Here is a 20,456-nt window from a genome sequence, read left to right on the forward strand (position 1 = left end):
AATGAAAATAGCACTAGCTCAACTAAATTATCATATCGGAAATTTTGAGTCAAACACAAAAAAGATCATCGATCATATTCAATTGGCGAAAGATAGCGGAGCTGATTTAGTGGTATTTGCAGAACTGGCTGTTTGTGGTTATCCGCCAAGAGATTATTTAGAGTTTGATGAGTTTATTTCACTTTGTGAAAATGCTGCGCAGGAAATTGCAAAACATTGCACGGAAATTGCCTGTATAGTTGGTTTGCCTGTTAAAAATGAAATTTTAGAAGGGAAGGATTTGTTCAATGCTGCTTACTTTATTGAAAACGGAAAGGTAAAATCTGTTACTAAAAAAGCGTTGTTGCCTACTTATGATGTGTTTGATGAATACCGCTATTTTGAACCTGCCACCAGTTTTAAATGCATCGATTTTAAAGGTAAGCGAATTGCACTAACCATTTGCGAAGATCTTTGGAATATTAACGATAATCCCTTGTATGTTTCTAATCCAATGGATGAATTAATAGAAGAGCAGCCAGATGTGATGATCAATATTGCTGCATCGCCATTTTCATATACACATGATGATGAGCGGATAAAAGTTTTAGCTGATAATGCTAAAAAATATAATTTGCCGGTTTTTTACGTGAATCAGGTTGGTGCACAAACCGAAATTATTTTTGATGGAGGTTCATTGGTTTTTGATGCCGACGGGGTAATGAAAGCCGAAATGAAATATTTTGAAGAGGATCTCCAGGTATTTGACTTAACAGAAGTAGAGCATGTTCGCAACAAATATCCTCAACCAGAAAGATTAACCGATATAGAGCAAATTCATGATGCCTTGATTTTAGGCATTCGGGATTATTTTCAAAAATCCGGTTTTACAAAAGCAGTTTTAGGCTTATCAGGCGGAATTGATTCTGCCGTTGTTTGCGCTTTAGCCTGTCGGGCTTTAGGTGCAGAAAATGTGATGTCGGTTTTAATGCCGTCTAAGTTTTCATCAGATCATTCAGTACAAGATGCCTTGGATTTGGTGAATAACATCGGATGTATGCATGAAATCATTCCTATAAAAGAGGTGGCAGAATCATTTGACCATATTTTGGTGCCAGCATTTAAAGGATTGCCCTTTAACCTTGCCGAAGAAAATATTCAGGCCCGCATCCGTGGAATTATTAATATGGCGATGAGCAATAAATTTGGTTATATACTGCTGAATACTTCTAATAAAAGTGAATGTGCTGTAGGGTATGGCACTTTATATGGTGATATGTGCGGGGCCATTGCTGTAATTGGTGATGTATACAAAACTCAGGTTTTTGAGCTTGCTAAATACATCAACAAGGAAAGAGAAATCATTCCGGTAAATACCATAGTTAAACCACCTTCGGCTGAGTTAAGGCCAGATCAAAAAGATTCTGACTCACTGCCTGAATATGATGTGTTAGATAAAATACTTTATCAGCATATTGAAAAGAAACAAGGTTCAAAAGCCATAATAGAACAAGGTTTTGATGAAACTTTGGTCAGAAAAATTTTAAAGATGGTAAATATTGCCGAATTTAAACGTTATCAAACGCCACCTATACTACGGGTTTCTCCTAAAGCATTTGGTATGGGAAGAAGGATGCCAATTGTGGGAAAACATTTGATTTAAGTCATCAAATTGCACGATTTTTTCTCTATTTACTTAATATTGAGTAGTTTGTATGTAAGTTGACATTTCAATCTCTCATATGGCTAAGTTTAATAATCCCAATCTTACTCCCGAAATGTGCAGTAAGATTAATAGTCACATCCAGTCTTTTAACAGCATTCCAGGCGTAGTTATTCTTCACGATCTTCGTGATTGGCACATTGCCTACATGTCTGATAAGGGGCTTAATCAGTTAGGAACTACACTTGAGGAGGTTTGTGCGCTTCCCAGCGAAATTTATCACGCTAAATATTTTAATCCAGATGATGCGCTGGATTATGTTCCGAAAATCGGTGCACTAATGGAAAATAATAAAGATTGTGAAACGGTAAGCTTTTATCAGCAAATAAGATTTCCCAATTCACCAAACTGGAACTGGTATTTATCAAGTATAAAAATTTTTATGCGTGATGCCGATGAAAAACCTTTAATGACGATTACAGTTTCCATTCCGGTTGATGCCATGCACCACATGGCAGTAAAAGCGGAGCGAAACCTGGAAGAAAATAATTTTTCGCGGAATAATTCAGATAATTTTTTACGCTTAAGTAAACGGGAAAAAACCATATTGAGGGAAATGGCTTTAGGAAAAAGTTCTATTGAAATTGCAAATGAGCTTTGTATCTCTTCTACAACAGTAGATACGCACCGACGAAATATCCGGGAAAAACTAAATACAAAATCGTCTTTTGAGATTTCAAAATACGCCAGAGCGTTCGATTTGATTTAGAAATATAGCGATCAGCTTTCTGATCGTTTTTTCTGTAGAATACAGCGAAATAGAGAAATCTTTGAGCTGTATGCTTTGCAAAGATTTCTCCACCAATGTTGAATGGCTAATTTTGTTTTTCAACTTACGCTAAAGTAGCATCAACTGTAATTGATGTGTTCAATAATTTTGAAATCGGGCAGTTTTTCTCTGCATCTGCAACCAACTCATCAAATTTTTCCTGAGATAAATCAGGTACTTCTGCTGTTAAAGTTAAGTGCGATTCTACAATTTCTCCTTTTGATGGATCGAGATTGATCTCACATTTGGTTTCCAGTTTCGTAGCTGTAAAACCTGCTTCTGCCAGGTTTGCCGAAAGCTTCATCGTAAAGCATCCTGCGTGTGCGGCCGCAATTAATTCTTCAGGATTGGTACCAACACCCTCTGCAAAGCGAGAGTTAAACGAGTATTGTGTATTACTCAGTGTTGTACTTTGAGTGGTTAAATGACCACTGCCTTCTTTAATAGAACCTTGCCAAACGGCTGTTGCATTTCTTTTCATGATGAGATTGGTTTTTTTTGGTTGATTTTAGATTGTTAAACAAATAAAGATAATTGAATGTTTTTACATAAAAGTAAATCCTTAATCATCTTAATATAAACTTTTGTTACTTCAAATGGTAAGTTAATTTGGTATGGTTGGACAGAAGGAGAGGTAAATAACCGCAAAAGGCAATTAATGATATTCCAACTGTGATTGCAATTTTTTTTAAAAAAACTGCCTTAAATTGATTCTTCTTCGATATCCTTATTAATCATTTTCCTCTTCATTGATTGAACCAACAAAATTCCTACGCCAATCATGATAGAAATATCTGCAAAGTTAAAAACCCCTGTTTGGAATATATAAAAATCCATGTGCATGAAATCGGTAACCGAGCCATGAACAATTCTGTCGTAGAGATTGCCAATGCCACCACCAATTAAAAAGCACAAAGCAATTTGCATACTGACTGGCAAGTTGCGTTTGGAAAAAAGAAAATATAAACCGTAAAATAAAAACAGCAATGGCAGGCCGGTTAAAATTACCAACCGAAAAAGATAAGGCATATTGTCGCCTAAACTTAAAAAGGCGCCACTGTTTTCAACTTTAGTCAGGGTAAAACGATCTTTTATAATACTGATATGCTCATAATCACTTACTTTATTTCGAATAATATGCTTCGAAACCTGGTCGCAACCAATGTTAAGCAACAATAAAAGAGTCAAAAAAATAAGTCTGGTGGTATGTTTTATTTTCATTTGTTTTAACGGATTATATCAGCATCAACAGGTGTATAACCTAAGTGCCTGCTTAACGACATGATTTGCCCTTTATGATGAAACTCATGAGTAATGACATGTGTAAATAATCGCAATGGACTTATCTTTAACGTTTCTCCATTGCGAAAAATGTCAATTTCGAGTTCGTAATCTGATTTGAATTTTTCAAAAAACCGATGCATATAACCGTCAACTTTACTAAAGTAGTTAATGCAATCATCCAGATGTTTATAGGTTTCGAAAGATGCATAGTTTATGTTATAGCCCAATGCCCGTTCTCCAATCCATGCTGAATAAGTATCACAAATATGAACCAATAAATTACGAATCGAACCTCTTCCAAAAGTACTATTATCTGTTACAAAATCTTCTGCAGAAATGGTTTTAATATATTCAAGAATCGTATTTCTTGAATATAGCACAAAATCGTATTGTTGTTGAAGCATGGTTATTTTTTAATCCATTTTTTATATGGAATGATTAAAGCTAAAATCACTGCGATTACGCACAATAATTTTGCAATGATATCTCCACTTTTAACATAAAAAGTAATTTCATCGTTCAGGTTGATTTCGCTCTTAAGTGCTGTTCTGGTCCACCAATTTGTACTTTGTGTTATATCTCCACGTTGATTGATGAAACAGGAAATGCCTGTATTAGCCGAACGTGCAATATCACGATGGGTTTCTATTGCCCGAAGTTTAGCATACATTTCATGTTGATCTTTACCTGAGGTGTTTCCCCACCACCCATCGTTGGTAATAATGGCAATAAACTGGGCGCCATCTTTAACCTGTTGACCAATCCAATCGCCCCATAAACTCTCATAACATACTACAGGAGCAGCGCCAATCCCGCTTTGAGCATATAAAACACTGGGTTTTTCTTGCCAGCCCCATCCGCTTACGCTACCGCCAAGCTCTGAAAAAACAGCATCCATAAAAGAAAATACTTTTGGGAAAGGCATTTTTTCTGCTCCGGGAACTAATTTCGATTTATGATAGAACTGAACATTGGCAGAATTTTCCAGTTGCATGGCTGCGTTAAAATTATCCCAGTATTGTCCGCTTCTTTCATCGTACTTAGCAGATAAAGTTCTTTTGTCAGGATAAATTTTAATGCTTTCAATGCCAGTAATCAGTGTGCCATTCTTGTACTTGTTTAGAAAGCTCTGTAAAGCAATAATTTCAGGATAGGTTCTGATTTTATCTTCGTCTGCATAAAGTGGAAGCGCTGTTTCAGGCCAAATGAAATATTCGGTGTTCGGCTGTGCCAGTGAGTCAGATAAATGGGTTAATATTTTGATTTGCTCTGCTGGTGGAATATCATCCAGCTTTTTATACGGATCTATATTGGGTTGAACCACTACAACATTGCTTGGTGCTCCCTGTTGTTCGGCCATAAAATATTTAGTTAGTGAAATCCCAATAGGAACAATAACAACCAAAGCCCAGGTTCCTGCTGCTCTGTATTTTAGATAACCGGTTTGTGATTTGAATTTTTTATAAGCCTCGAATGCTAAGATATTACTTAATAGAATCCAAAATGAACCGCCATAAATACCAGTGTGGTCATACCACTGTGCCAACTGATGCATCCCGGCTAATCCGTTTCCTAAGGTCATCCAGGGGAAAGCCAGATCCCAGGTTTGCTGAAGATATTCTAAAGCAATGTAAAAGGAAATCAAGCCTAAATAGGCAATTTTTTGATTGGTGTATCTGCCCAATCTGTAATGTAGCCAGAAAGCAAAGGTCATTAAAAGTGCGCCTAAACCATACGGAATTAAGGATACCGGAATGGCAACAAAAGTTCCGTTATAGGCTTTAATGGCATTATAAACCCAATAGGTTGATGCTGTATTCCAGACCAGAAAAGTTAAGCCCGCAGTTAAAAATATTCTTTTGCCTGTTTTTTTTATTCCGCTATTAGAGATATTTTCAAGCGCAATAAACAGCGGAACCAGTGCTATTAATAACAAAGGCGTTGTAAATGGCATTGGCGGCCAGGCCAGCCAGAGTAAAAATGCGCTTAGTAAAGCGAGCAGATAAGTTTGTTTGGATTTCATTTTAGATTATACCGTCATTGCGAGTCACGATTTTCTCGTGCGAAGCAACCTTTCATGTCGATTTATGAGTTTTCTGATTTTTTTGAAAAAGATTGCTTCGTCGTTCCTTCTCGCAATGACGAATTATTATACTTACAAACTATCTAAAATATCGGCTTTTTTTGCTTCGTATTCTTCCTGAGTAATCAAATGTTTATCATACAAAGTTTTTAGTTTTCGAAGCTTTAGTGTTGTTTCATCTTCCGCTTCTTCAACAACTTCTGCAATTTGAATGGGTTCAGGTACTACCGGAGTTTCTACAGGGGCAAAATTAGTGGGTGAATCGCCGGAAAGATTAATTGGCGATGCCGTTGCACGATTTTCTTCTAATTTTTGTTGACGCAACAACTCTTTATATTCTTCCAACTGTTGGTTAGCGGCCTGATGCAATTTTCTGGCCTGTACTTTTGGAATAAATTCAGTTACAATGTTTTCGCCATGTTGCGGAACACAGATAAACTTTGAACCGAAAAACTCTTCCTTAAAAGAAACCTCTTTAACACTTTTCCATGAGATATCTTTAAAGTTCATGGTTAAACCCAAATTACCCGGTTCACAGTAAAAAATGCGTTTGTTTGTGATGGCAATACTATCAGGTAATAAGTTTACTGCTGGCTTTTTCTGTACCGCTAAATATAAAATTTCTTCACCCGTGGTTAAAAGGTCGTTTAATTTTCCAATAACTTTTTCAACCGCTTTTGGGTCTTGCTCGTCACTTAGAAATCTATCAATGCTGATCATAATGTTAAATTTTTTATCCAAGGTAATTGCTTACCTCTTTTTGTAAAACTGGTAAATCTTTAATAATAATTTTTCCATATCACGATGTCGTTAACATTATCATATGAATGAATTATTTATTTCTCAAATCAATAATTTGCCTGGAATGAGAAATGGCAATTTCTTGATTTATTTTTAATAACTTATTTATAGCCTCTCTAATAATCTCAAGTTCTCATTAACAACTCTTCGTTTGGTTTTGTTAGCCTTATAAATTTCAAAGTCGAAGTTGCTTTCCAGATGATCATAAATGAACTGAATGGCAATTTTGATATCAGTAAGAAGTTTTTTTCTTCTAAAACACTCATATCAATTGAATTTTACTTTGATTAATGCTTTCAATGAGATATGGGTTGCTCAATGTTTCTTCGGCGATTAAATCAACATCTCTTTTCAACAAATCTTGCAGGGCATAGAGTAAATCGAAATAATTATTATCATAACTTTCAAAATCTGTTTTATTGGAAAAATTTATCAAAAAATCGACATCACTATTTTCAGTTAGGCTATTTCTTGCTGCACTACCAAATAAATAAGCTTCTTTAACATCATATTTTTTGAACAGATTTTTTATTTCCGGTAAATGATTTGAAATTAAACTCTCCATATAACTCAATTTAAAACATTGTTATTCCTCAACATCATCATATTTGCTTTTGCTCTTTTTTGCTGGTTTCCCTGCAATGCAAATTACAAATTCTCCTTTTAAAGTATTGTTCTCAAAATGTGATTTTATTTCTGTTAACGTGCCGCGAACAGTTTCTTCAAACATTTTGGTTAATTCCCGGCTTACTGATGCTTGCCTGTCAACTCCCAAATATTGTGCAAATTCTTCTAAAGTTTTTAATAAACGATGCGGACTTTCATAAAGTATGATAGTACGATCTTCTTCAGCAAGTTTTTTAAACTTGGTTTGACGTCCTTTTTTTACCGGAAGAAACCCTTCAAAACAAAATGCATCGGCAGGTAAACCCGAATTTACCAAAGCCGGAACGAAAGCGGTGGCACCGGGCAAGCATTCAACTGTAATTTCATTTTTAATTGCCTCACGAACCAGGAAAAAACCCGGGTCTGAAATGGCTGGTGTTCCGGCATCAGATATTAAAGCTATTTTCTGCCCTTCCTGTAAAAATTTAATGATCTCAGCAGTGGCCTTGTGTTCGTTATGCTGGTGATGTGAAAACACCCGTTTATCAATACCGAAATGTTTGAGCATTGGCGCACTTGTTCGGGTATCTTCTGCCAGAATTAAATCGCATTCTTTTAAAATCCGGATGGCCCTAAAGGTCATATCTTCCAGATTGCCAATCGGCGTGGGTACAAGAAACAGTTTGCCATCCATATATTTCACATGTTCGTCATTGCGAGGAGACCAATGAAGCAATCTTTCTTGGAGAGATTGCCGCACTGCGTTCGCAATGACGACTTAATTATTATCTTTGTAAAAAAATTAAATAATGCTGCAAGTTAACTATATCCGCGAAAATAGAGAGAAAGTTTTAGAACGTTTAAGTGTACGTAATTTTAAACAACCAGAGCTGGTAGATGAAATCATTAAAATTGATGAAGAGCGTCGTTCCACTCAAACTATTCTTGATGGTATTTCCGCAGAGGCAAATGCAGCAGCCAAACAAATTGGCGATTTAATGCGTGCGGGTAAAAAAGATGAGGCTGAAGCAATAAAAACTCAAACAGCAACTCATAAAGAAACCATTAAAAACCTTACCGAAAAATTGAACGAACTTGAGGCAAATCAATTTAATTTGATTGTTCAGTTACCTAATTTACCTTATGATCTTGTTCCAAAAGGCTCTACAGCAGAAGAGAATGAAGTGGTTTATTTACATGGTACACCAGCTGAATTGCCAACAAAAGCATTGCCTCATTGGGAATTAGCAGCAAAATACGATATCATTGATTTCGAGTTAGGTGTTAAAATTACCGGCGCAGGTTTTCCTGTTTACAAAGGAAAAGGTGCAAGGTTGCAACGGGCTTTAATTAATTTCTTTTTAGATCATGCTACTGCTGCGGGTTATAAAGAAATGCAGGTTCCGCATTTAGTAAATGCAGCTTCAGGTTTTGGTACTGGTCAGCTACCGGATAAAGAGGGGCAGATGTATCATTCTACGATTGATGATTTGTATTTAATTCCAACGGCTGAGGTTCCGGTAACCAATTTATACCGCGATGTAATTATTAAAGAAGAAGATTTGCCAATTAAAAACACAGCTTACACACCATGTTTCCGTAGAGAGGCAGGTTCTTACGGTGCGCATGTTCGTGGTTTAAATCGTTTACATCAGTTTGATAAAGTTGAGGTGGTGCAAATCACACATCCTGATAAATCTTATGAAACTTTGGAAGATATGAGCCAGTATGTTCAGTCTTTATTACAAGAATTGGGCTTACATTATCGCGTTTTACGTTTATGCGGAGGCGATATGGGATTCACTTCTGCGATGACTTATGATATGGAAGTCTGGAGCGCGGCACAAGAACGCTGGTTAGAAGTTTCTTCTGTTTCCAACTTTGAAACCTACCAAACCAACCGCCTGAAACTTCGTTTTAAAGGAAAGGAAGGGAAAGCACAACTGGCACATTCACTAAACGGAAGTGCTTTGGCATTGCCACGTATTGTAGCCTCTATTTTAGAAAACTATCAAACTGAAAACGGAATTAAAATTCCCGAAGCTTTGGTGAAATACACAGGGTTTGATATGATTGATTAATCATTCCTGTAGAAAAATTCTATTTTTTTTAAAGAAGTCAAGTTTTTAAAACTTGACTTCTTTTTGTTATGACCAAAGCATAAAAACACAAAAAAGCTTTGCATCACTGCAAGGCTTTTTGTTTTTATAGATAGATGTGAATATTTTTTCTGATTATAAGATCAGGATCAATAATAAAATGATGATGATAATTGCACCAACTGAAAGATAAACGCCGCCAGAAATTGCCCGGGCCTGACCTTTTAACTCTTTTAATTCGCTACGTAATGCCTTACGTTCTGCTTTGGTTAAGTTAGATTTATCCATATCTCTGATCTCTTCCACGCGGGTTTTGATTCTTTCTAACTGTACAGATTGCTCAGCAGTTAGTTCAGTAGGATTTTTTGCAGGTTTATCGGCCGCCTGTACCGAGTTGAAACTAATGCCTAAAGTAAAGATAAGTGCTAGGGTGTAAACGAATTTTTTCATAATATTTAAATTTTTTAGTGTTCGATGTCTACCTAACAAAAAACCTACCAAAATGTTTCTGGTAGGTTTAAAAAGCATTAATTTAAATGTTAAACTTTTAATTGATCTCGAAAACAGCATTCACAGTGAAATTCAGCTTAATTTTCTTGAAATCGATTTCCGGAGCAGATCCTGCATCAGCCATTTCTGCTTTCATCATATAGTTTCTGTAAACAGGTTGTATAACATTGTCGCCACCATCCTGTATTTCAATTACACCACCTAATTTATTGCCAAGTGCTTCTACCATATAGGTTGCTTTTTCTTTGGCGGCCAGCAAAGCTTTAATTTTTAAATCCTTTTTTAGGCTTTCTATTTTGGAATAATCATAACTTTCTATGTTTGTACTGGCAATGCCTTTGGCGTCAATTCCATCCAATATGGCGTTGAACTTATTTAAATCACTTACTTTTAAACGATACTGTTTGCTCGCTAAAAAATCCGGATTTTTCTTTTTCTCGGTAGCATAATTCCAGCTGTTCAGGTTGCTGATGGTTAAATTTTCTTTTGCAATACCCGCTTTTTGTACTGCGGCATAAAGTTGTTTTTCCAAATCTGTAATCTCTACTTTTTTCTTGCCGTTTAAATATTCCTTAAGCGAAATGCCGATATAGATAATATCGGGAGTAACTTCAGTTTCGGCAGAACCACTAACATTAATTTTTCTACGTAAATCTGCTTGTTGAGCCATTGCTGATGAAAGGCCTAAAAATGCAACGAGTGCAATTGCTATTAACTTTTTCATATATTTTTTCTTTGTGTGTACTGTAAAGATGTAAGGGCTAAGCAAATTCCACACCGAGATTTTTGATTTTTTTATGTTTTGTTTAAAATGAGTATCTATTTGGTTTATTTACAACAGATTATGTTTCTTTAAAAACATACTGGCAAAAGTAATAACTGCCATAAAATGATTTCCATAAAAAAATATCAGTTGATTTTAAGCGCCCGGTTCTTTAAAAAAAGATTCTGTTTTGGCCACCTAAACCCGACAGAGCGGATTAGCCCGGAATGAAGCGCAGCGAAATGAGGACTATTAGCGATGGCGGGACTGAAGCAGCCAAAGCGAATCGGAGCCTGATTTTCTAAAAATAAATTAGAAGGAAAGAAAATATGCGCCAGGTTTTATGCTTAAATAGACGGAATTATAAATGATTATAAAACCTTGCGCAGCAGAAATTTCTGCAGAATTTTGTTGTTCACCGTTTTTGGATAACCGTGAATGAAAACTAAATTTTAGATACTTTAACGGCAGTTGGTCCTTTTTGACCCATTTCTACCTCGAAAGTAACTTTGTCGCCTTCTTTAATTTGAGTTATGCAACCATTAGCATGAACAAAAATGCTATCCTGAGTTTCAGTATTTTTAATGAAACCGTAACCTTTACTATCGTTGAAGAAAGTAACTGTTCCTTTTTTAACCGGATTTTCGTCGATGATATCTTCTTGTCTGGAAATACCAATCTGAATATCTTCAGTATTGATTACTTTCTTCTTTTTCGGATCTGGTGGAGTAGAAGAGATGTTCCCGTTTTCATCAACGTAAGCCATCATATCTTCAAGCGCTAAACCTTTTTTGGCATTAGCCTGACGCTCTTCTTTTTTCTCTTGTTTGTCTTTTTGTTTTTTTAATCGTTTTTTTTCGTTCTCTTTTTTACTGTATGTTGCCTGAGATTTAGCCATATTTATTTAATTGTTTTGTTTTTAGAAAGGTGAGTGGAAATGGAGAATTATTCCAAAGATAACAATACTAAAATGAAAACACGATTTTATTCCTTCAAGTATTGTTCATGAGGCAATTAGTGTTTTTGTTTAGCAATAGAATAACAGATTTTTTTGATCAATTATTTTTCTAACGTAGAATTTGTAGTTGTTTTAGTTCCTGTTTTCCCATTTCTCTTTGTCAATTTGATATACAAAATTCCATTTTATAGGTTCGCCATAATAAGCAACTTCCAGTTCTCCAACTTTTAATGCACCCAGCTTTTCTGTTGCTTTTTGCGACCTGAAATTTGTTGCCCCGATATGCAGGATCACTTGATCAACAAACCGGAAAGCATGATCGAGCATTAACTTTTTTAATGCGGCATTATAACCCTTGGCCCAAAAATCGCGGCCTATAAAGGTATAACCAACAGCAACTGAGCCATTCTCTTCCTCCAACTCATAATATCTCGAACTGCCAACTACGTTTCCTGTCGCTTTATCATAAACAATAAATGCACCTTTAGATTCCATCGCACCTTTGAAAAAGTTTTCAAAAACATCGCGTTTATAACGGTCTTTGTTTGGATGTTGCTCCCATATTAATGGGTCGGAGGCAACGGCATAGAGTTTTTCGAAATCATCAGCTTTTAGCGGAACCACTTTAATCAGATTGTTTTCTAATATAGGTTGTAAATCGAAATTCATAATAGCTGCTGGAATTAAAAACGGCCAGCTAAAAAGCCAGCCGTTATATGATGTGATACTGAAGGGGTAATTGATGAATTTTAACCCGAAACAAGCGTTTTATATCTTGCAGATATGTTACTGTTTGGGGAATTACAGGTCAGTTTTATTCTACCAATCCTTCAATTTCTACTACTTCGTTAGCGTCTTTTTGGTAATCTACCTGATCAACTTCGAAACCGAACAGACTTAAAAAATCAGAACGATAACCTGGTAAATCGCCAATTGCCGGTAAAGTTTCAGTGGTTGCTTCTTCCCAAAGTTTTGCAACTTCAGCCTGAACATCGTCACGCATTTCCCAATCATCAATTCTTATTCTGCCTTGTTCATCAACTGGAACTTCGCCGCTGTTATATAATCTTTCTGCAAACAAACGCTGAATTTGTTCAATGGTTCCTTCATGAATGCCTTCTTTTTTCATTATTTTATACAATAATGAAATGTACAATGGAATTACAGGAATTGCAGAACTTGCTTGTGTAACTAATGCTTTATTTACCGAAACGTAGGCTTTACCATTAATATCTTTCAATTTGTCACTGATTTTGAAAGCAGTGGCTTCTAAATCATCTTTGGCTCTTCCGATGGTTCCTTTACGGTACACAGGCTCAGTTAAAGCCGGACCGATATAAGAATAAGCTACGGTTGTTGCACCTTCTGCCAGTAAGTTCCCGGCTTTCAGTGCGTCAATCCACATTGCCCAGTCTTCGCCGCCCATTACAGCAACTGTATTTGCAATATCTTCTTCTGTAGCTGGCTCAATGGAAATTTCAGTAACATTACCAGTATGGAAGTCAACGGTTTTATTTGTGTAAGTTCCACCAATTGGTTTTAAGGTAGAACGGTGTAATACTTCGGTAACAGGATGTTTTCTAACCGGAGAAGCCAGACTGTAAATGACTAAATCAACTTGTCCTAAATCTGTTTTAATCAGTTCGATTGTTTTCTCTTTGATTTCATTTGAGAAAGCATCGCCATTAATGCTTTTGGCATACAAACCAGCAGCATGAGCTTCTTTTTCAAAAGCCGCACTATTGTACCAACCTGGAGATGCTGTTTTGCCTGCTGATGGTGCTTTTTCGAAAAACACACCAATTGTGGCAGCGCCAGAACCGTAAGCAGCAGTAATGCGTGATGCTAAGCCGAAGCCAGTAGATGCACCAATTACCAATACTTTTTTAGGTCCGTCAACAGCACCTTTAGATTTTACATATTCAATTTGGTTCTTTACGTTTTGAGCGCAACCATCAGGATGTGCAGTTAAACAAATAAAGCCCCTCATTCTCGGTTCAATAATCATTTTGTTCTTATTTTACGTTTTGTAATGTTTAAAAACCCAGGCTAGTTATAGAAATGAAAACCATCCCAATGCCCAAATCTATAACGAAGATAAATTTTTAATTGTTTACCGCTAAATGAAATTTAAATAAACGCCAATTGAGTTAACAAATCGGTGTAAGTTTATGTTATCGTAATATTAATTTAAGATGATGATTAAGCTTTGTTAAATTTCTATTATTTTAGCGGCACACAGATAAAACCGGTTAATTTTTTATGAGAAGAATATTACTGCCTGCCCTAATTTTATTCGGCACCTTAGGAAAACTTTCTGCCCAAACCCAACATCAAAATTCTGGCTGGCTCTTTTTTTTGAACAATACTAAATTTAATCAGAAATGGGGATTGCAATTCGATTTGCAAGTTCGATCGGCCGATGACTGGGCTTATGTTAGAAATACATTAGTGCGCCCTGCTGTACAATATTTCATCAATGATAAACATAATGTTGCTTTAGGTTATTTGTGGCAAACTACACAAAATCAGGTTGAAGGTACTTCCAATACTTTTCTTCACGAACATCGTATTTTTGAGCAATATATTTTTAACCATAAGCTTAGCTCTGTTTTTGCAAGTCATAGAATAAGGGTAGAGCAACGGTTTATTGAGCGTGCTAACGAGGATGTCTTTGCTCAACGCTTTCGCTATTTCTTCAGGTTGATTCAACCTTTACAAAAAACAGAACCAACCTTTAGTAAAGGGCCGTTTGTGGCATTACAAAATGAGGTTTTCTTGAATTTTCAAAATAAAGAAAAAATAAATAATAGCATATTTGATCAGAACAGGCTTTATTTAGCTGCCGGATATCGATTTTCGAAAAAAGTAGACCTTGAGGCTGGCTACATGAATCAGGCAGTTAAAAACACCCTAAATCATACCAATAACAGCATTGTTCAGCTCGCAGTTTACACCCGCTTTTAAAGTTTAAAAGTCATTTTTCGTATGCTAACTCTTACAAAATGTTAAAGATGTTGTAATTGGTTCGGCTTTTCGTTCAATTTGCCGCGTGAAAAAAATTTCGATCCTATTTTTAGCGTTTTTGTTTGGCAAGCGGATGCAGGCACAAGAAATAAAAACATCTTCTCTTAATAATACACCAAGTTCAAAAAGCCTGTTTAATCCTGAAAATAAGAGAAATTTCTCCCGAAAAGGTGATTTCTTTTTTCATTGGGGTTACAACAATTCATGGTATAGCAAAAGTGATATCAGGTTTCAAGGCCCGAATTACGATTTTACGTTGCACGATGTTGTTGCGCACGACAGACAATCGAAATTGGGTTGGGATTGGTTAAATCCTTCCATGATATCCATTCCACAATATAATATCCGGGTAGGTTATTTCATTAAGGACAATTATAGTATTTCCATTGGCTGGGACCACATGAAGTATGTGATGGATATTCCACAAAATGTAAGCATTACCGGAACAATTGGGAAAAATATTACACCTGAAAATGTGCCTACCGGGGCTTTGGCGGGTACTTATAATGGCCAAACCATTAATGTTAAAGAAAGCATGCTGACTTTCGAACATACTGATGGTTTCAATTATGCCAATATCGAAGTTGAACGTTATGATGATATATGGGTTGCACCCGGTGGAAACACTTCTTTAACCCTGGAAACCGGTTTGGGTGGTGGATTAATGGTGCCCCGTAGCGATGTTCGTTTGTTTGGCTTAGGTAGAAACAATCACTGGAATATTTCTGGTTATGGTATCTCAGCGAAATTAGGCCTTAAACTATATATTTGGAAGCGCGTTTATCTACAGAATACCACTAAAGTTGGTGCCACAAACTTAACGCAGATACATACCACTGGTTGGGATGAATATGATCATGCCAGCCAGAAAATTAACTATCTGGAAAACATGTGGGTAATTGGCGTACAGTTTTAATGTTAAAAAACAAGGTCATTGTGAGTAGGAGCGACGAAGCAATCTGTTTGCTGCCAAAAATCCATTGAGGCACTGAAAAGATTGCTTCACTCCAACGCACAGCCCTTTCTTCAGTTCGCAATGATGAGGGTTTCAAAATCGTAATTTATTCTTTAAAACAAAAACGTCCCGAATTACTTCGAGACGTTCCACTTTAATAGCTGATTTTTTAAATTTTTCTAACTCTTCCGGAGCCAATGATTGTTTTATCTACCGATGCATTGCCAGAATAGTTAACACTACCCGAACCGCTGATCACTGCTTTTATAGATTGATCAGCTTTTATATTGATTGTTCCCGATCCACTGATGGTGCTGGATAAGGTGTTTACAGAAAGGCCTTTTCCTTCAAATGAACCTGAACTACTGATAACAATTTTAGCCCGGTCTGCATTTCCGGTAATGTTTAATGAGCCGGAACCACTAATCACACCACTATAATGATCAACATCAGCAGATGCCTTGATACTTCCCGATCCGCTCAACGTAGTTGTTAAATCACCAGTGCTAATTTTGCCATTAACCACCATGCTGCCGGAGCCGCTCATGGTTAAACTTGCAAGTTCTCTTGCAGAAACATAAGCAGTAATTTTTTTACCCTCATATTTCCTAGACCAACTCGTGATACTGTTTTGAGGGCGAATAATTAATATATTGCCTTTAACTTCAGTAACAATTGTTGCTAATGCTTCTGCATCTCCTTCTAAACGACAGCTTTCTTTGCTTCCAAGCGTAACAATAACATTGATTGGCCCGGCTGCAGCAATGCCGTTGAAATTTCTTACTTCTCTTTCATCATCCTGGTATTTTGATGAAACGATGTTGTTTTGCGCTTTTGCTATTGCATTAGTGTTCGAGGTTAGTGCTAATGCAGCAAATAAAATAGTGAATAATTTTTTCATTGTATATAGATTTTTAGCAATTGAATAATAATGCTCAATGGCAGATTAATGAGTTTTTTAATAAGACGATGGATATGTCAAAAAGTTGCACGATGGATTAAATCTTTTGATTTTTCTTTTAAAATAAAGCAGTGTTTTTAAAAGTTTATTCAAAGCAAAATCGAGAAATCTTTTATCAGATTTCTCGATTTTGCTGCGTTTCGATGGAGAATATTTCTAACTTAAATCTTCTTTGTGGTGATATAAAACAGCGGATCGGCTTTAAAATTATCAGTGGTTATATTTTTATCAACCTTAATTGTTTTCCAATTGTTTGTTGGCTTAATTAAAGTGTATGTTCCGTTTTTTAATGTTACCCGAACTGGCATGTCGAAATCTTTCACGTCTGTTACCCATCGATAAGAAAGTAAACTATTATTGATCTTATATTCCAATACCGGAATTTGGGTATAACGTAAATATTGATCGAATATCTTGTTCAGTTTTAATCCACTTTGTTTAGCAATATAATTTTCAATTTCTGCCGTGGTTACGGTTTTGTGATAAAAAGTTTTATTCAAACCACGAAGGATCTGTCTGAATTTTTCATCATTATTAATTAACTGGCGAATGGTATGGATTAAATTTGCACCTTTTGGGTACATATCGCCCGACCCTTCTTTATTAACCCCATAAGGTCCAATTAGCGGAATATCATTTCGAATGCCTTTTCTAATTCCAATGACATATTCATTTCCTGAGGCTTTGCTATCGGTACATTCAGTAAAGAGCGTTTCGGAATAATTTGTAAATCCCTCGTGTATCCACATATCAGCAATGTCTTTTGATGTGATATTATTCCCAAACCATTCGTGCCCGCTTTCATGAATGGTAATGAAATCCCATTTTAAGCCATGTCCGGTGCCACTTAAATCTCTTCCCAAGTAACCTTTCATAAACTTATTGCCATAAGCTACAGCACTCTGGTGTTCCATTCCTAAATGCGGTGCCTGAACTAGTTTATAACCGTCTTTATACCAGGGGTAAGGTCCAAACCAGTACTCGAAACATTTCAACATTGGTTTAACATCAGCATCCCAGTGTGGGCGAGCTTTAGCGCTATCCACTTGTAAAGCCCAATAATCGATGGTCAATTTTCCGTTCTCGCCATCGAAGCTATCTTCCCAATGAGAATATTTGCCAATGTAAAAGGATACATCATAATTATTGATCGGATTGCTTACAAACCAATTATATTGTTTGTATCCATCTGCCTGGTCTACTGTATTTCTTAATCTTCCATTTGATACTTCCTGTAAAGTATTTGGCACACTGATACTGATCAACATACTGTCTACCTCGTCACTTTGATGATCTTTGTTTGGCCACCATACGCTTGCTCCAAGCCCCTGGCATGCTACGGAAACAAACGGATTGCCCGCTGAATCTTTCTTAAAAATAAAGCCGCCATCCCATGGTGGGTTTTTGGCAACAATGGGATTTCCTGAGTAAAATACAGTGAATTTATCTTTGCTGCCTTTTTTTATTATAGTAGGAAACGTTACAAAAACAGCATTATATTCACGGGTAAAAGATAGGTTTGTACCATTGTATACCACTTTCTCAACTTTTAAGTTTGAAAAAAGATCGAACTGTAACTTGCTAAAATCTTGTGTTGCCGTAAATGCAAATTCATTACTTCCGCTAACTGATTTCTGATCAATGTCGATTTTAACATCCAAATGGTAGTAGTTAATGTCGTAGCAGGTTCGCAATGGAGTAAGTGTTCCCCTAAGGCTGTCGGCACGGGAATTTATCTGGTTTTTGCCTAGCATTTGAGCACTTGCATTTGTAATGTATAGTGCAAAAGCAAAAAGGATGAGGAGTTTTTTCATTTATTTTTTAAGTTTTCCCGTCATTGCGAGGTACGAAGCAATCTTTTATGCTATATAAAACATTTAATGGTAAGATTGCTTCGTACCTCGCAATGACGACTGCCAAATATGCGTTTTTATTTTTAGGTTTTTTAAAATTTGCTTAATTGACCCACAAGCACTTTATTTTAAAACTGAAACAGTGATGTATGAACTGTTGTGTACATCGTGGTAAATTTTGTGTGTCGCTTTTTGGAAATCGCCTGGCTCTGCCTGATAAATATCCATAAATTTCTGTGGATTCCGGTCTGCTAAGGGGAACCATGAGTTTTGGATTTGGATCATTATTTTATGGCCTTTTTTAAAAGTATGAGCAACATCGGGCAATGGATAATTAACTTTTGTTATCGCATCCGGAACAAATGGCTCTGGTTTTTCGAAGCTGTTTCGATATTTGCCACGCATAATCTCTCCACGCACCAGCATTTCATAACCGCCCATAACAAGATTTTTCGGATTTGGAACCGGATTTGGTGCATCTTCAGGATAAACATCAATTAATTTGACCACATAATCGGCATCAGTTCCGGTTGTAGAAACAACTAAATTAGCCAATACAGGGCCAGTTAATGTAATATCTTCTGTTAGTGCATCAGTTTGGTAAGTTTTAACATCTGGCCTGCGAGCCGCAAAACGCTGATCATCGATCATGTATTCACGGGTACGTTTTGCCTGGATGCCATCCTGGTAAGGAACCGGATTATTTGGATCACTTACATATTCATCCCAACTATCGGTTCTTCCCACCTTTTCAAAACTCAGTTTTCCGTTAGGCTGAAGATATAGATTTTTCGTTTCCACCTCTTGCGGTGGCCATGAATTGAATTTTTTCCACTCATTGCTGCCTGTTACAAAAATATTAGCCTCGGCGGCATTGAAGTCTCCCTCTCCCTTTAAGTAATATTTGAAGAAAGGTAATTCATATTGCTGCTGGTAATCGATACTCGTGGTTTTACCAAACTGGATATCTCCAAAATAAGAGCCATCACTACGTACCCAACCTCCATGGAACCATGGCCCTGCAACTAAAATATTATTAGCGCCGGGATTCTGTTTCTCAATAGCTTTATAGGTATCGAAAGTTCCATAAGCATCTTCGGCATCGAAAAAGCCACCCACAACCATTACTGCTGGTTTTACATTCTTTAAGTGTGGTGTAATCAATCTTGCCTTCCAAAAGGTATCTAAATTCGGATGTTTAAACAGGTCATTCCAAAACTTAATGCTATCTGCAAAGTATTTATCTTTTAAATTTTTAACCGAACCTGATTCCAGATAAAAACGGTAATTATCCTGAATGGGGAACTGGAAGCCCTTCGGACCTTTATCTGGTGTGATCGGCTTCGGACGAGGAACCCCAAAGCTGCTCATAAAACTAAAAGCATCCATTAAAAATAATGTGCCACGGTGGTGAAAATCATCTCCCATAAACCAATCGGTAACTGGTGCTTGTGGCGAAACGGCTTTTAATGATGAGTGTGCATTTGGTAGTGATGTTGTAGAATAAAATCCCGGGTAAGAGATGCCATAAATTCCTGCTTTTCCGTTATTTCCTTTTATGTTTTTTACCAACCAATCAATGGTATCATAAGTGTCAGTGCTTTCATCGATATCTTTTTTGCCCTTTTTAGTTGTCTGCGGACGGATATCTTCGAATTTTCCTTCGCTCATCCAGCGCCCGCGAACATCCTGATAAACGAAAATAAATCCTTCATGCATCATTGCCGGGAAATTTCCTAAACTGAGTTTGTACTTATCCTCACCATATGGGGCAACAGTATATGGTGTGCGGTTGATCAGAAAGGGGTATTTTTTGGTTTGATTTTTGGGTATATAAATAGAAGTAAAGAGTTTTGCCCCATCACGCATGGGGATCTGGCGTTCTATTTTGGTATAGTTCTCTCTTACATAAGCCGAATCAGTTTGCTGAGCCAATAATTCATTTGAAATAAACAGAGAAAATAGAAGGCAGAAAATTTTTGTAAAGTTCATTAAGATTAGTTTTTTAGGGATGAAATTTAAATATAGGCGATTATGAATTGATTATAAAAATCTTCCCGTAAAAGGTTTGTTAGTAATGAATAA

The 20,456-nt window shown here is 36.5% G+C and carries 20 protein-coding genes; 5 read left to right on the forward strand and 15 right to left on the reverse strand.

The annotated features are described in order from the left end of the window. Nucleotide 1: 1 nt before the first annotated feature. Together DU508_RS08890 and DU508_RS08895 are read left to right on the forward strand one after the other, a co-directional pair. Complete coding sequence (locus DU508_RS08890) at nucleotides 2-1,642, forward strand: NAD+ synthase (RefSeq protein ID WP_115402450.1); 1,641 nt, start codon at nucleotides 2-4, stop codon at nucleotides 1,640-1,642. Between the two features lie 79 nt (nucleotides 1,643-1,721). After that, complete coding sequence (locus DU508_RS08895; RefSeq protein WP_115402451.1) at nucleotides 1,722-2,411, forward strand: response regulator transcription factor; 690 nt, start codon at nucleotides 1,722-1,724, stop codon at nucleotides 2,409-2,411. Between the two features lie 124 nt (nucleotides 2,412-2,535). Here the strand turns inward: DU508_RS08895 and DU508_RS08900 are convergent, their stop codons facing one another. From DU508_RS08900 to rsmI, 7 genes are all read right to left on the reverse strand, one after another. After that, a complete protein-coding gene (locus DU508_RS08900; protein WP_115402452.1) occupies nucleotides 2,536-2,952 on the reverse strand; it encodes an OsmC family protein in 417 nt (138 codons plus the stop codon). Nucleotides 2,953-3,173: 221 nt separating this feature from the next. Beyond that, nucleotides 3,174-3,692, reverse strand: coding sequence for a signal peptidase II (gene lspA / locus DU508_RS08905; RefSeq protein WP_115402453.1), 519 nt, complete (start codon nucleotides 3,690-3,692; stop codon nucleotides 3,174-3,176). A 5-nt stretch (nucleotides 3,693-3,697) separates the two neighbouring features. Beyond that, nucleotides 3,698-4,159 (reverse strand): DinB family protein, encoded by a 462-nt coding sequence (locus DU508_RS08910; protein WP_115402454.1) that lies wholly within the window; start codon nucleotides 4,157-4,159, stop codon nucleotides 3,698-3,700. A gap of 2 nt (nucleotides 4,160-4,161) precedes the next feature. Next, nucleotides 4,162-5,778 (reverse strand): apolipoprotein N-acyltransferase, encoded by a 1,617-nt coding sequence (gene lnt, locus DU508_RS08915; RefSeq protein WP_115402455.1) that lies wholly within the window; start codon nucleotides 5,776-5,778, stop codon nucleotides 4,162-4,164. A gap of 132 nt (nucleotides 5,779-5,910) precedes the next feature. Next, nucleotides 5,911-6,558: a PH domain-containing protein gene (locus DU508_RS08920; protein ID WP_115402736.1), complete on the reverse strand. Its 648-nt coding sequence runs from the start codon at nucleotides 6,556-6,558 to the stop codon at nucleotides 5,911-5,913. Nucleotides 6,559-6,901: 343 nt separating this feature from the next. Beyond that, entirely contained in the window at nucleotides 6,902-7,204 is a 303-nt protein-coding gene (locus DU508_RS08930) for a nucleotidyltransferase family protein (protein ID WP_115402456.1), read from the reverse strand. A 21-nt stretch (nucleotides 7,205-7,225) separates the two neighbouring features. Beyond that, a complete protein-coding gene (gene rsmI / locus DU508_RS08935; protein WP_115402457.1) occupies nucleotides 7,226-7,939 on the reverse strand; it encodes a 16S rRNA (cytidine(1402)-2'-O)-methyltransferase in 714 nt (237 codons plus the stop codon). 115 nt (nucleotides 7,940-8,054) lie between these two features. Between rsmI and serS the strand changes: the two genes are divergently transcribed. Beyond that, nucleotides 8,055-9,326 carry a serine--tRNA ligase gene (gene serS / locus DU508_RS08940; protein ID WP_115402458.1) on the forward strand — a complete coding sequence of 424 codons (1,272 nt, stop codon included), beginning with the start codon at nucleotides 8,055-8,057 and terminating at the stop codon, nucleotides 9,324-9,326. A 153-nt stretch (nucleotides 9,327-9,479) separates the two neighbouring features. On the opposite strand, the gene DU508_RS08945 is transcribed toward serS, so the two are convergent. The 5 genes from DU508_RS08945 to fabV form a co-directional block, all read right to left on the reverse strand. Further along, entirely contained in the window at nucleotides 9,480-9,794 is a 315-nt protein-coding gene (locus tag DU508_RS08945) for a hypothetical protein (protein ID WP_115402737.1), read from the reverse strand. Between the two features lie 97 nt (nucleotides 9,795-9,891). Then, nucleotides 9,892-10,578 carry an SIMPL domain-containing protein gene (locus DU508_RS08950; protein WP_115402459.1) on the reverse strand — a complete coding sequence of 229 codons (687 nt, stop codon included), beginning with the start codon at nucleotides 10,576-10,578 and terminating at the stop codon, nucleotides 9,892-9,894. Between the two features lie 484 nt (nucleotides 10,579-11,062). Continuing rightward, complete coding sequence (locus DU508_RS08955; protein WP_115402460.1) at nucleotides 11,063-11,515, reverse strand: cold-shock protein; 453 nt, start codon at nucleotides 11,513-11,515, stop codon at nucleotides 11,063-11,065. A gap of 192 nt (nucleotides 11,516-11,707) precedes the next feature. Beyond that, entirely contained in the window at nucleotides 11,708-12,244 is a 537-nt protein-coding gene (locus DU508_RS08960; protein WP_115402461.1) for a GNAT family N-acetyltransferase, read from the reverse strand. Between the two features lie 145 nt (nucleotides 12,245-12,389). Continuing rightward, on the reverse strand, nucleotides 12,390-13,583 hold the full coding sequence (fabV, locus tag DU508_RS08965) for an enoyl-ACP reductase FabV (RefSeq protein ID WP_115402462.1): 1,194 nt from the start codon (nucleotides 13,581-13,583) through the stop codon (nucleotides 12,390-12,392). Between the two features lie 254 nt (nucleotides 13,584-13,837). Here fabV and DU508_RS08970 point away from each other — a divergent pair, with 254 nt between their 5' ends. Both DU508_RS08970 and DU508_RS08975 read left to right on the forward strand, forming a co-directional pair. Beyond that, nucleotides 13,838-14,542, forward strand: a complete 705-nt coding sequence (locus DU508_RS08970) for a DUF2490 domain-containing protein (protein ID WP_115402463.1) — start codon at nucleotides 13,838-13,840, stop codon at nucleotides 14,540-14,542. Between the two features lie 85 nt (nucleotides 14,543-14,627). Then, complete coding sequence (locus DU508_RS08975; RefSeq protein ID WP_233509442.1) at nucleotides 14,628-15,518, forward strand: hypothetical protein; 891 nt, start codon at nucleotides 14,628-14,630, stop codon at nucleotides 15,516-15,518. 208 nt (nucleotides 15,519-15,726) lie between these two features. Here DU508_RS08975 and DU508_RS08980 read toward each other — a convergent pair whose 3' ends face one another. The 3 genes from DU508_RS08980 to DU508_RS08990 all read right to left on the reverse strand — a co-directional run bounded on the left by DU508_RS08980 (nucleotide 15,727) and on the right by DU508_RS08990 (nucleotide 20,363). Then, on the reverse strand, nucleotides 15,727-16,458 hold the full coding sequence (locus DU508_RS08980; RefSeq protein WP_115402464.1) for a head GIN domain-containing protein: 732 nt from the start codon (nucleotides 16,456-16,458) through the stop codon (nucleotides 15,727-15,729). A gap of 221 nt (nucleotides 16,459-16,679) precedes the next feature. Next, the gene (locus DU508_RS08985) at nucleotides 16,680-18,332 is read right to left on the reverse strand and encodes a M1 family metallopeptidase (protein ID WP_115402465.1); all 1,653 of its coding nucleotides are present in this window, start codon (nucleotides 18,330-18,332) and stop codon (nucleotides 16,680-16,682) included. A 162-nt stretch (nucleotides 18,333-18,494) separates the two neighbouring features. Then, nucleotides 18,495-20,363: a CocE/NonD family hydrolase gene (locus DU508_RS08990; protein WP_115402466.1), complete on the reverse strand. Its 1,869-nt coding sequence runs from the start codon at nucleotides 20,361-20,363 to the stop codon at nucleotides 18,495-18,497. Nucleotides 20,364-20,456: the final 93 nt, after the last annotated feature.

The sequence above is a fragment of the Pedobacter chinensis genome, from assembly GCF_003339865.1.
In the GTDB taxonomy this organism is placed as follows: Bacteria; Bacteroidota; Bacteroidia; order Sphingobacteriales; family Sphingobacteriaceae; genus Pedobacter; species Pedobacter chinensis.

What these genes read in the sequence shown, in the direction of transcription:
- lnt (WP_115402455.1), bottom strand. Translation starts at nt 5,778, where the DNA reads ATGAAATCCAAACAAACTTATCTGCTCGCTTTACTAAGCGCATTTTTA.
- DU508_RS08985 (WP_115402465.1), bottom strand. Translation starts at nt 18,332, where the DNA reads ATGAAAAAACTCCTCATCCTTTTTGCTTTTGCACTATACATTACAAAT.
- lspA (WP_115402453.1), bottom strand. Translation starts at nt 3,692, where the DNA reads ATGAAAATAAAACATACCACCAGACTTATTTTTTTGACTCTTTTATTG.
- serS (WP_115402458.1), top strand. Translation starts at nt 8,055, where the DNA reads ATGCTGCAAGTTAACTATATCCGCGAAAATAGAGAGAAAGTTTTAGAA.
- DU508_RS08930 (WP_115402456.1), bottom strand. Translation starts at nt 7,204, where the DNA reads ATGGAGAGTTTAATTTCAAATCATTTACCGGAAATAAAAAATCTGTTC.
- DU508_RS08970 (WP_115402463.1), top strand. Translation starts at nt 13,838, where the DNA reads ATGAGAAGAATATTACTGCCTGCCCTAATTTTATTCGGCACCTTAGGA.
- DU508_RS08900 (WP_115402452.1), bottom strand. Translation starts at nt 2,952, where the DNA reads ATGAAAAGAAATGCAACAGCCGTTTGGCAAGGTTCTATTAAAGAAGGC.
- DU508_RS08980 (WP_115402464.1), bottom strand. Translation starts at nt 16,458, where the DNA reads ATGAAAAAATTATTCACTATTTTATTTGCTGCATTAGCACTAACCTCG.
- DU508_RS08955 (WP_115402460.1), bottom strand. Translation starts at nt 11,515, where the DNA reads ATGGCTAAATCTCAGGCAACATACAGTAAAAAAGAGAACGAAAAAAAA.
- DU508_RS08920 (WP_115402736.1), bottom strand. Translation starts at nt 6,558, where the DNA reads ATGATCAGCATTGATAGATTTCTAAGTGACGAGCAAGACCCAAAAGCG.
- DU508_RS08945 (WP_115402737.1), bottom strand. Translation starts at nt 9,794, where the DNA reads ATGAAAAAATTCGTTTACACCCTAGCACTTATCTTTACTTTAGGCATT.
- DU508_RS08910 (WP_115402454.1), bottom strand. Translation starts at nt 4,159, where the DNA reads ATGCTTCAACAACAATACGATTTTGTGCTATATTCAAGAAATACGATT.
- DU508_RS08960 (WP_115402461.1), bottom strand. Translation starts at nt 12,244, where the DNA reads ATGAATTTCGATTTACAACCTATATTAGAAAACAATCTGATTAAAGTG.
- fabV (WP_115402462.1), bottom strand. Translation starts at nt 13,583, where the DNA reads ATGATTATTGAACCGAGAATGAGGGGCTTTATTTGTTTAACTGCACAT.
- DU508_RS08895 (WP_115402451.1), top strand. Translation starts at nt 1,722, where the DNA reads ATGGCTAAGTTTAATAATCCCAATCTTACTCCCGAAATGTGCAGTAAG.
- DU508_RS08890 (WP_115402450.1), top strand. Translation starts at nt 2, where the DNA reads ATGAAAATAGCACTAGCTCAACTAAATTATCATATCGGAAATTTTGAG.
- rsmI (WP_115402457.1), bottom strand. Translation starts at nt 7,939, where the DNA reads ATGGATGGCAAACTGTTTCTTGTACCCACGCCGATTGGCAATCTGGAA.
- DU508_RS08950 (WP_115402459.1), bottom strand. Translation starts at nt 10,578, where the DNA reads ATGAAAAAGTTAATAGCAATTGCACTCGTTGCATTTTTAGGCCTTTCA.
- DU508_RS08990 (WP_115402466.1), bottom strand. Translation starts at nt 20,363, where the DNA reads ATGAACTTTACAAAAATTTTCTGCCTTCTATTTTCTCTGTTTATTTCA.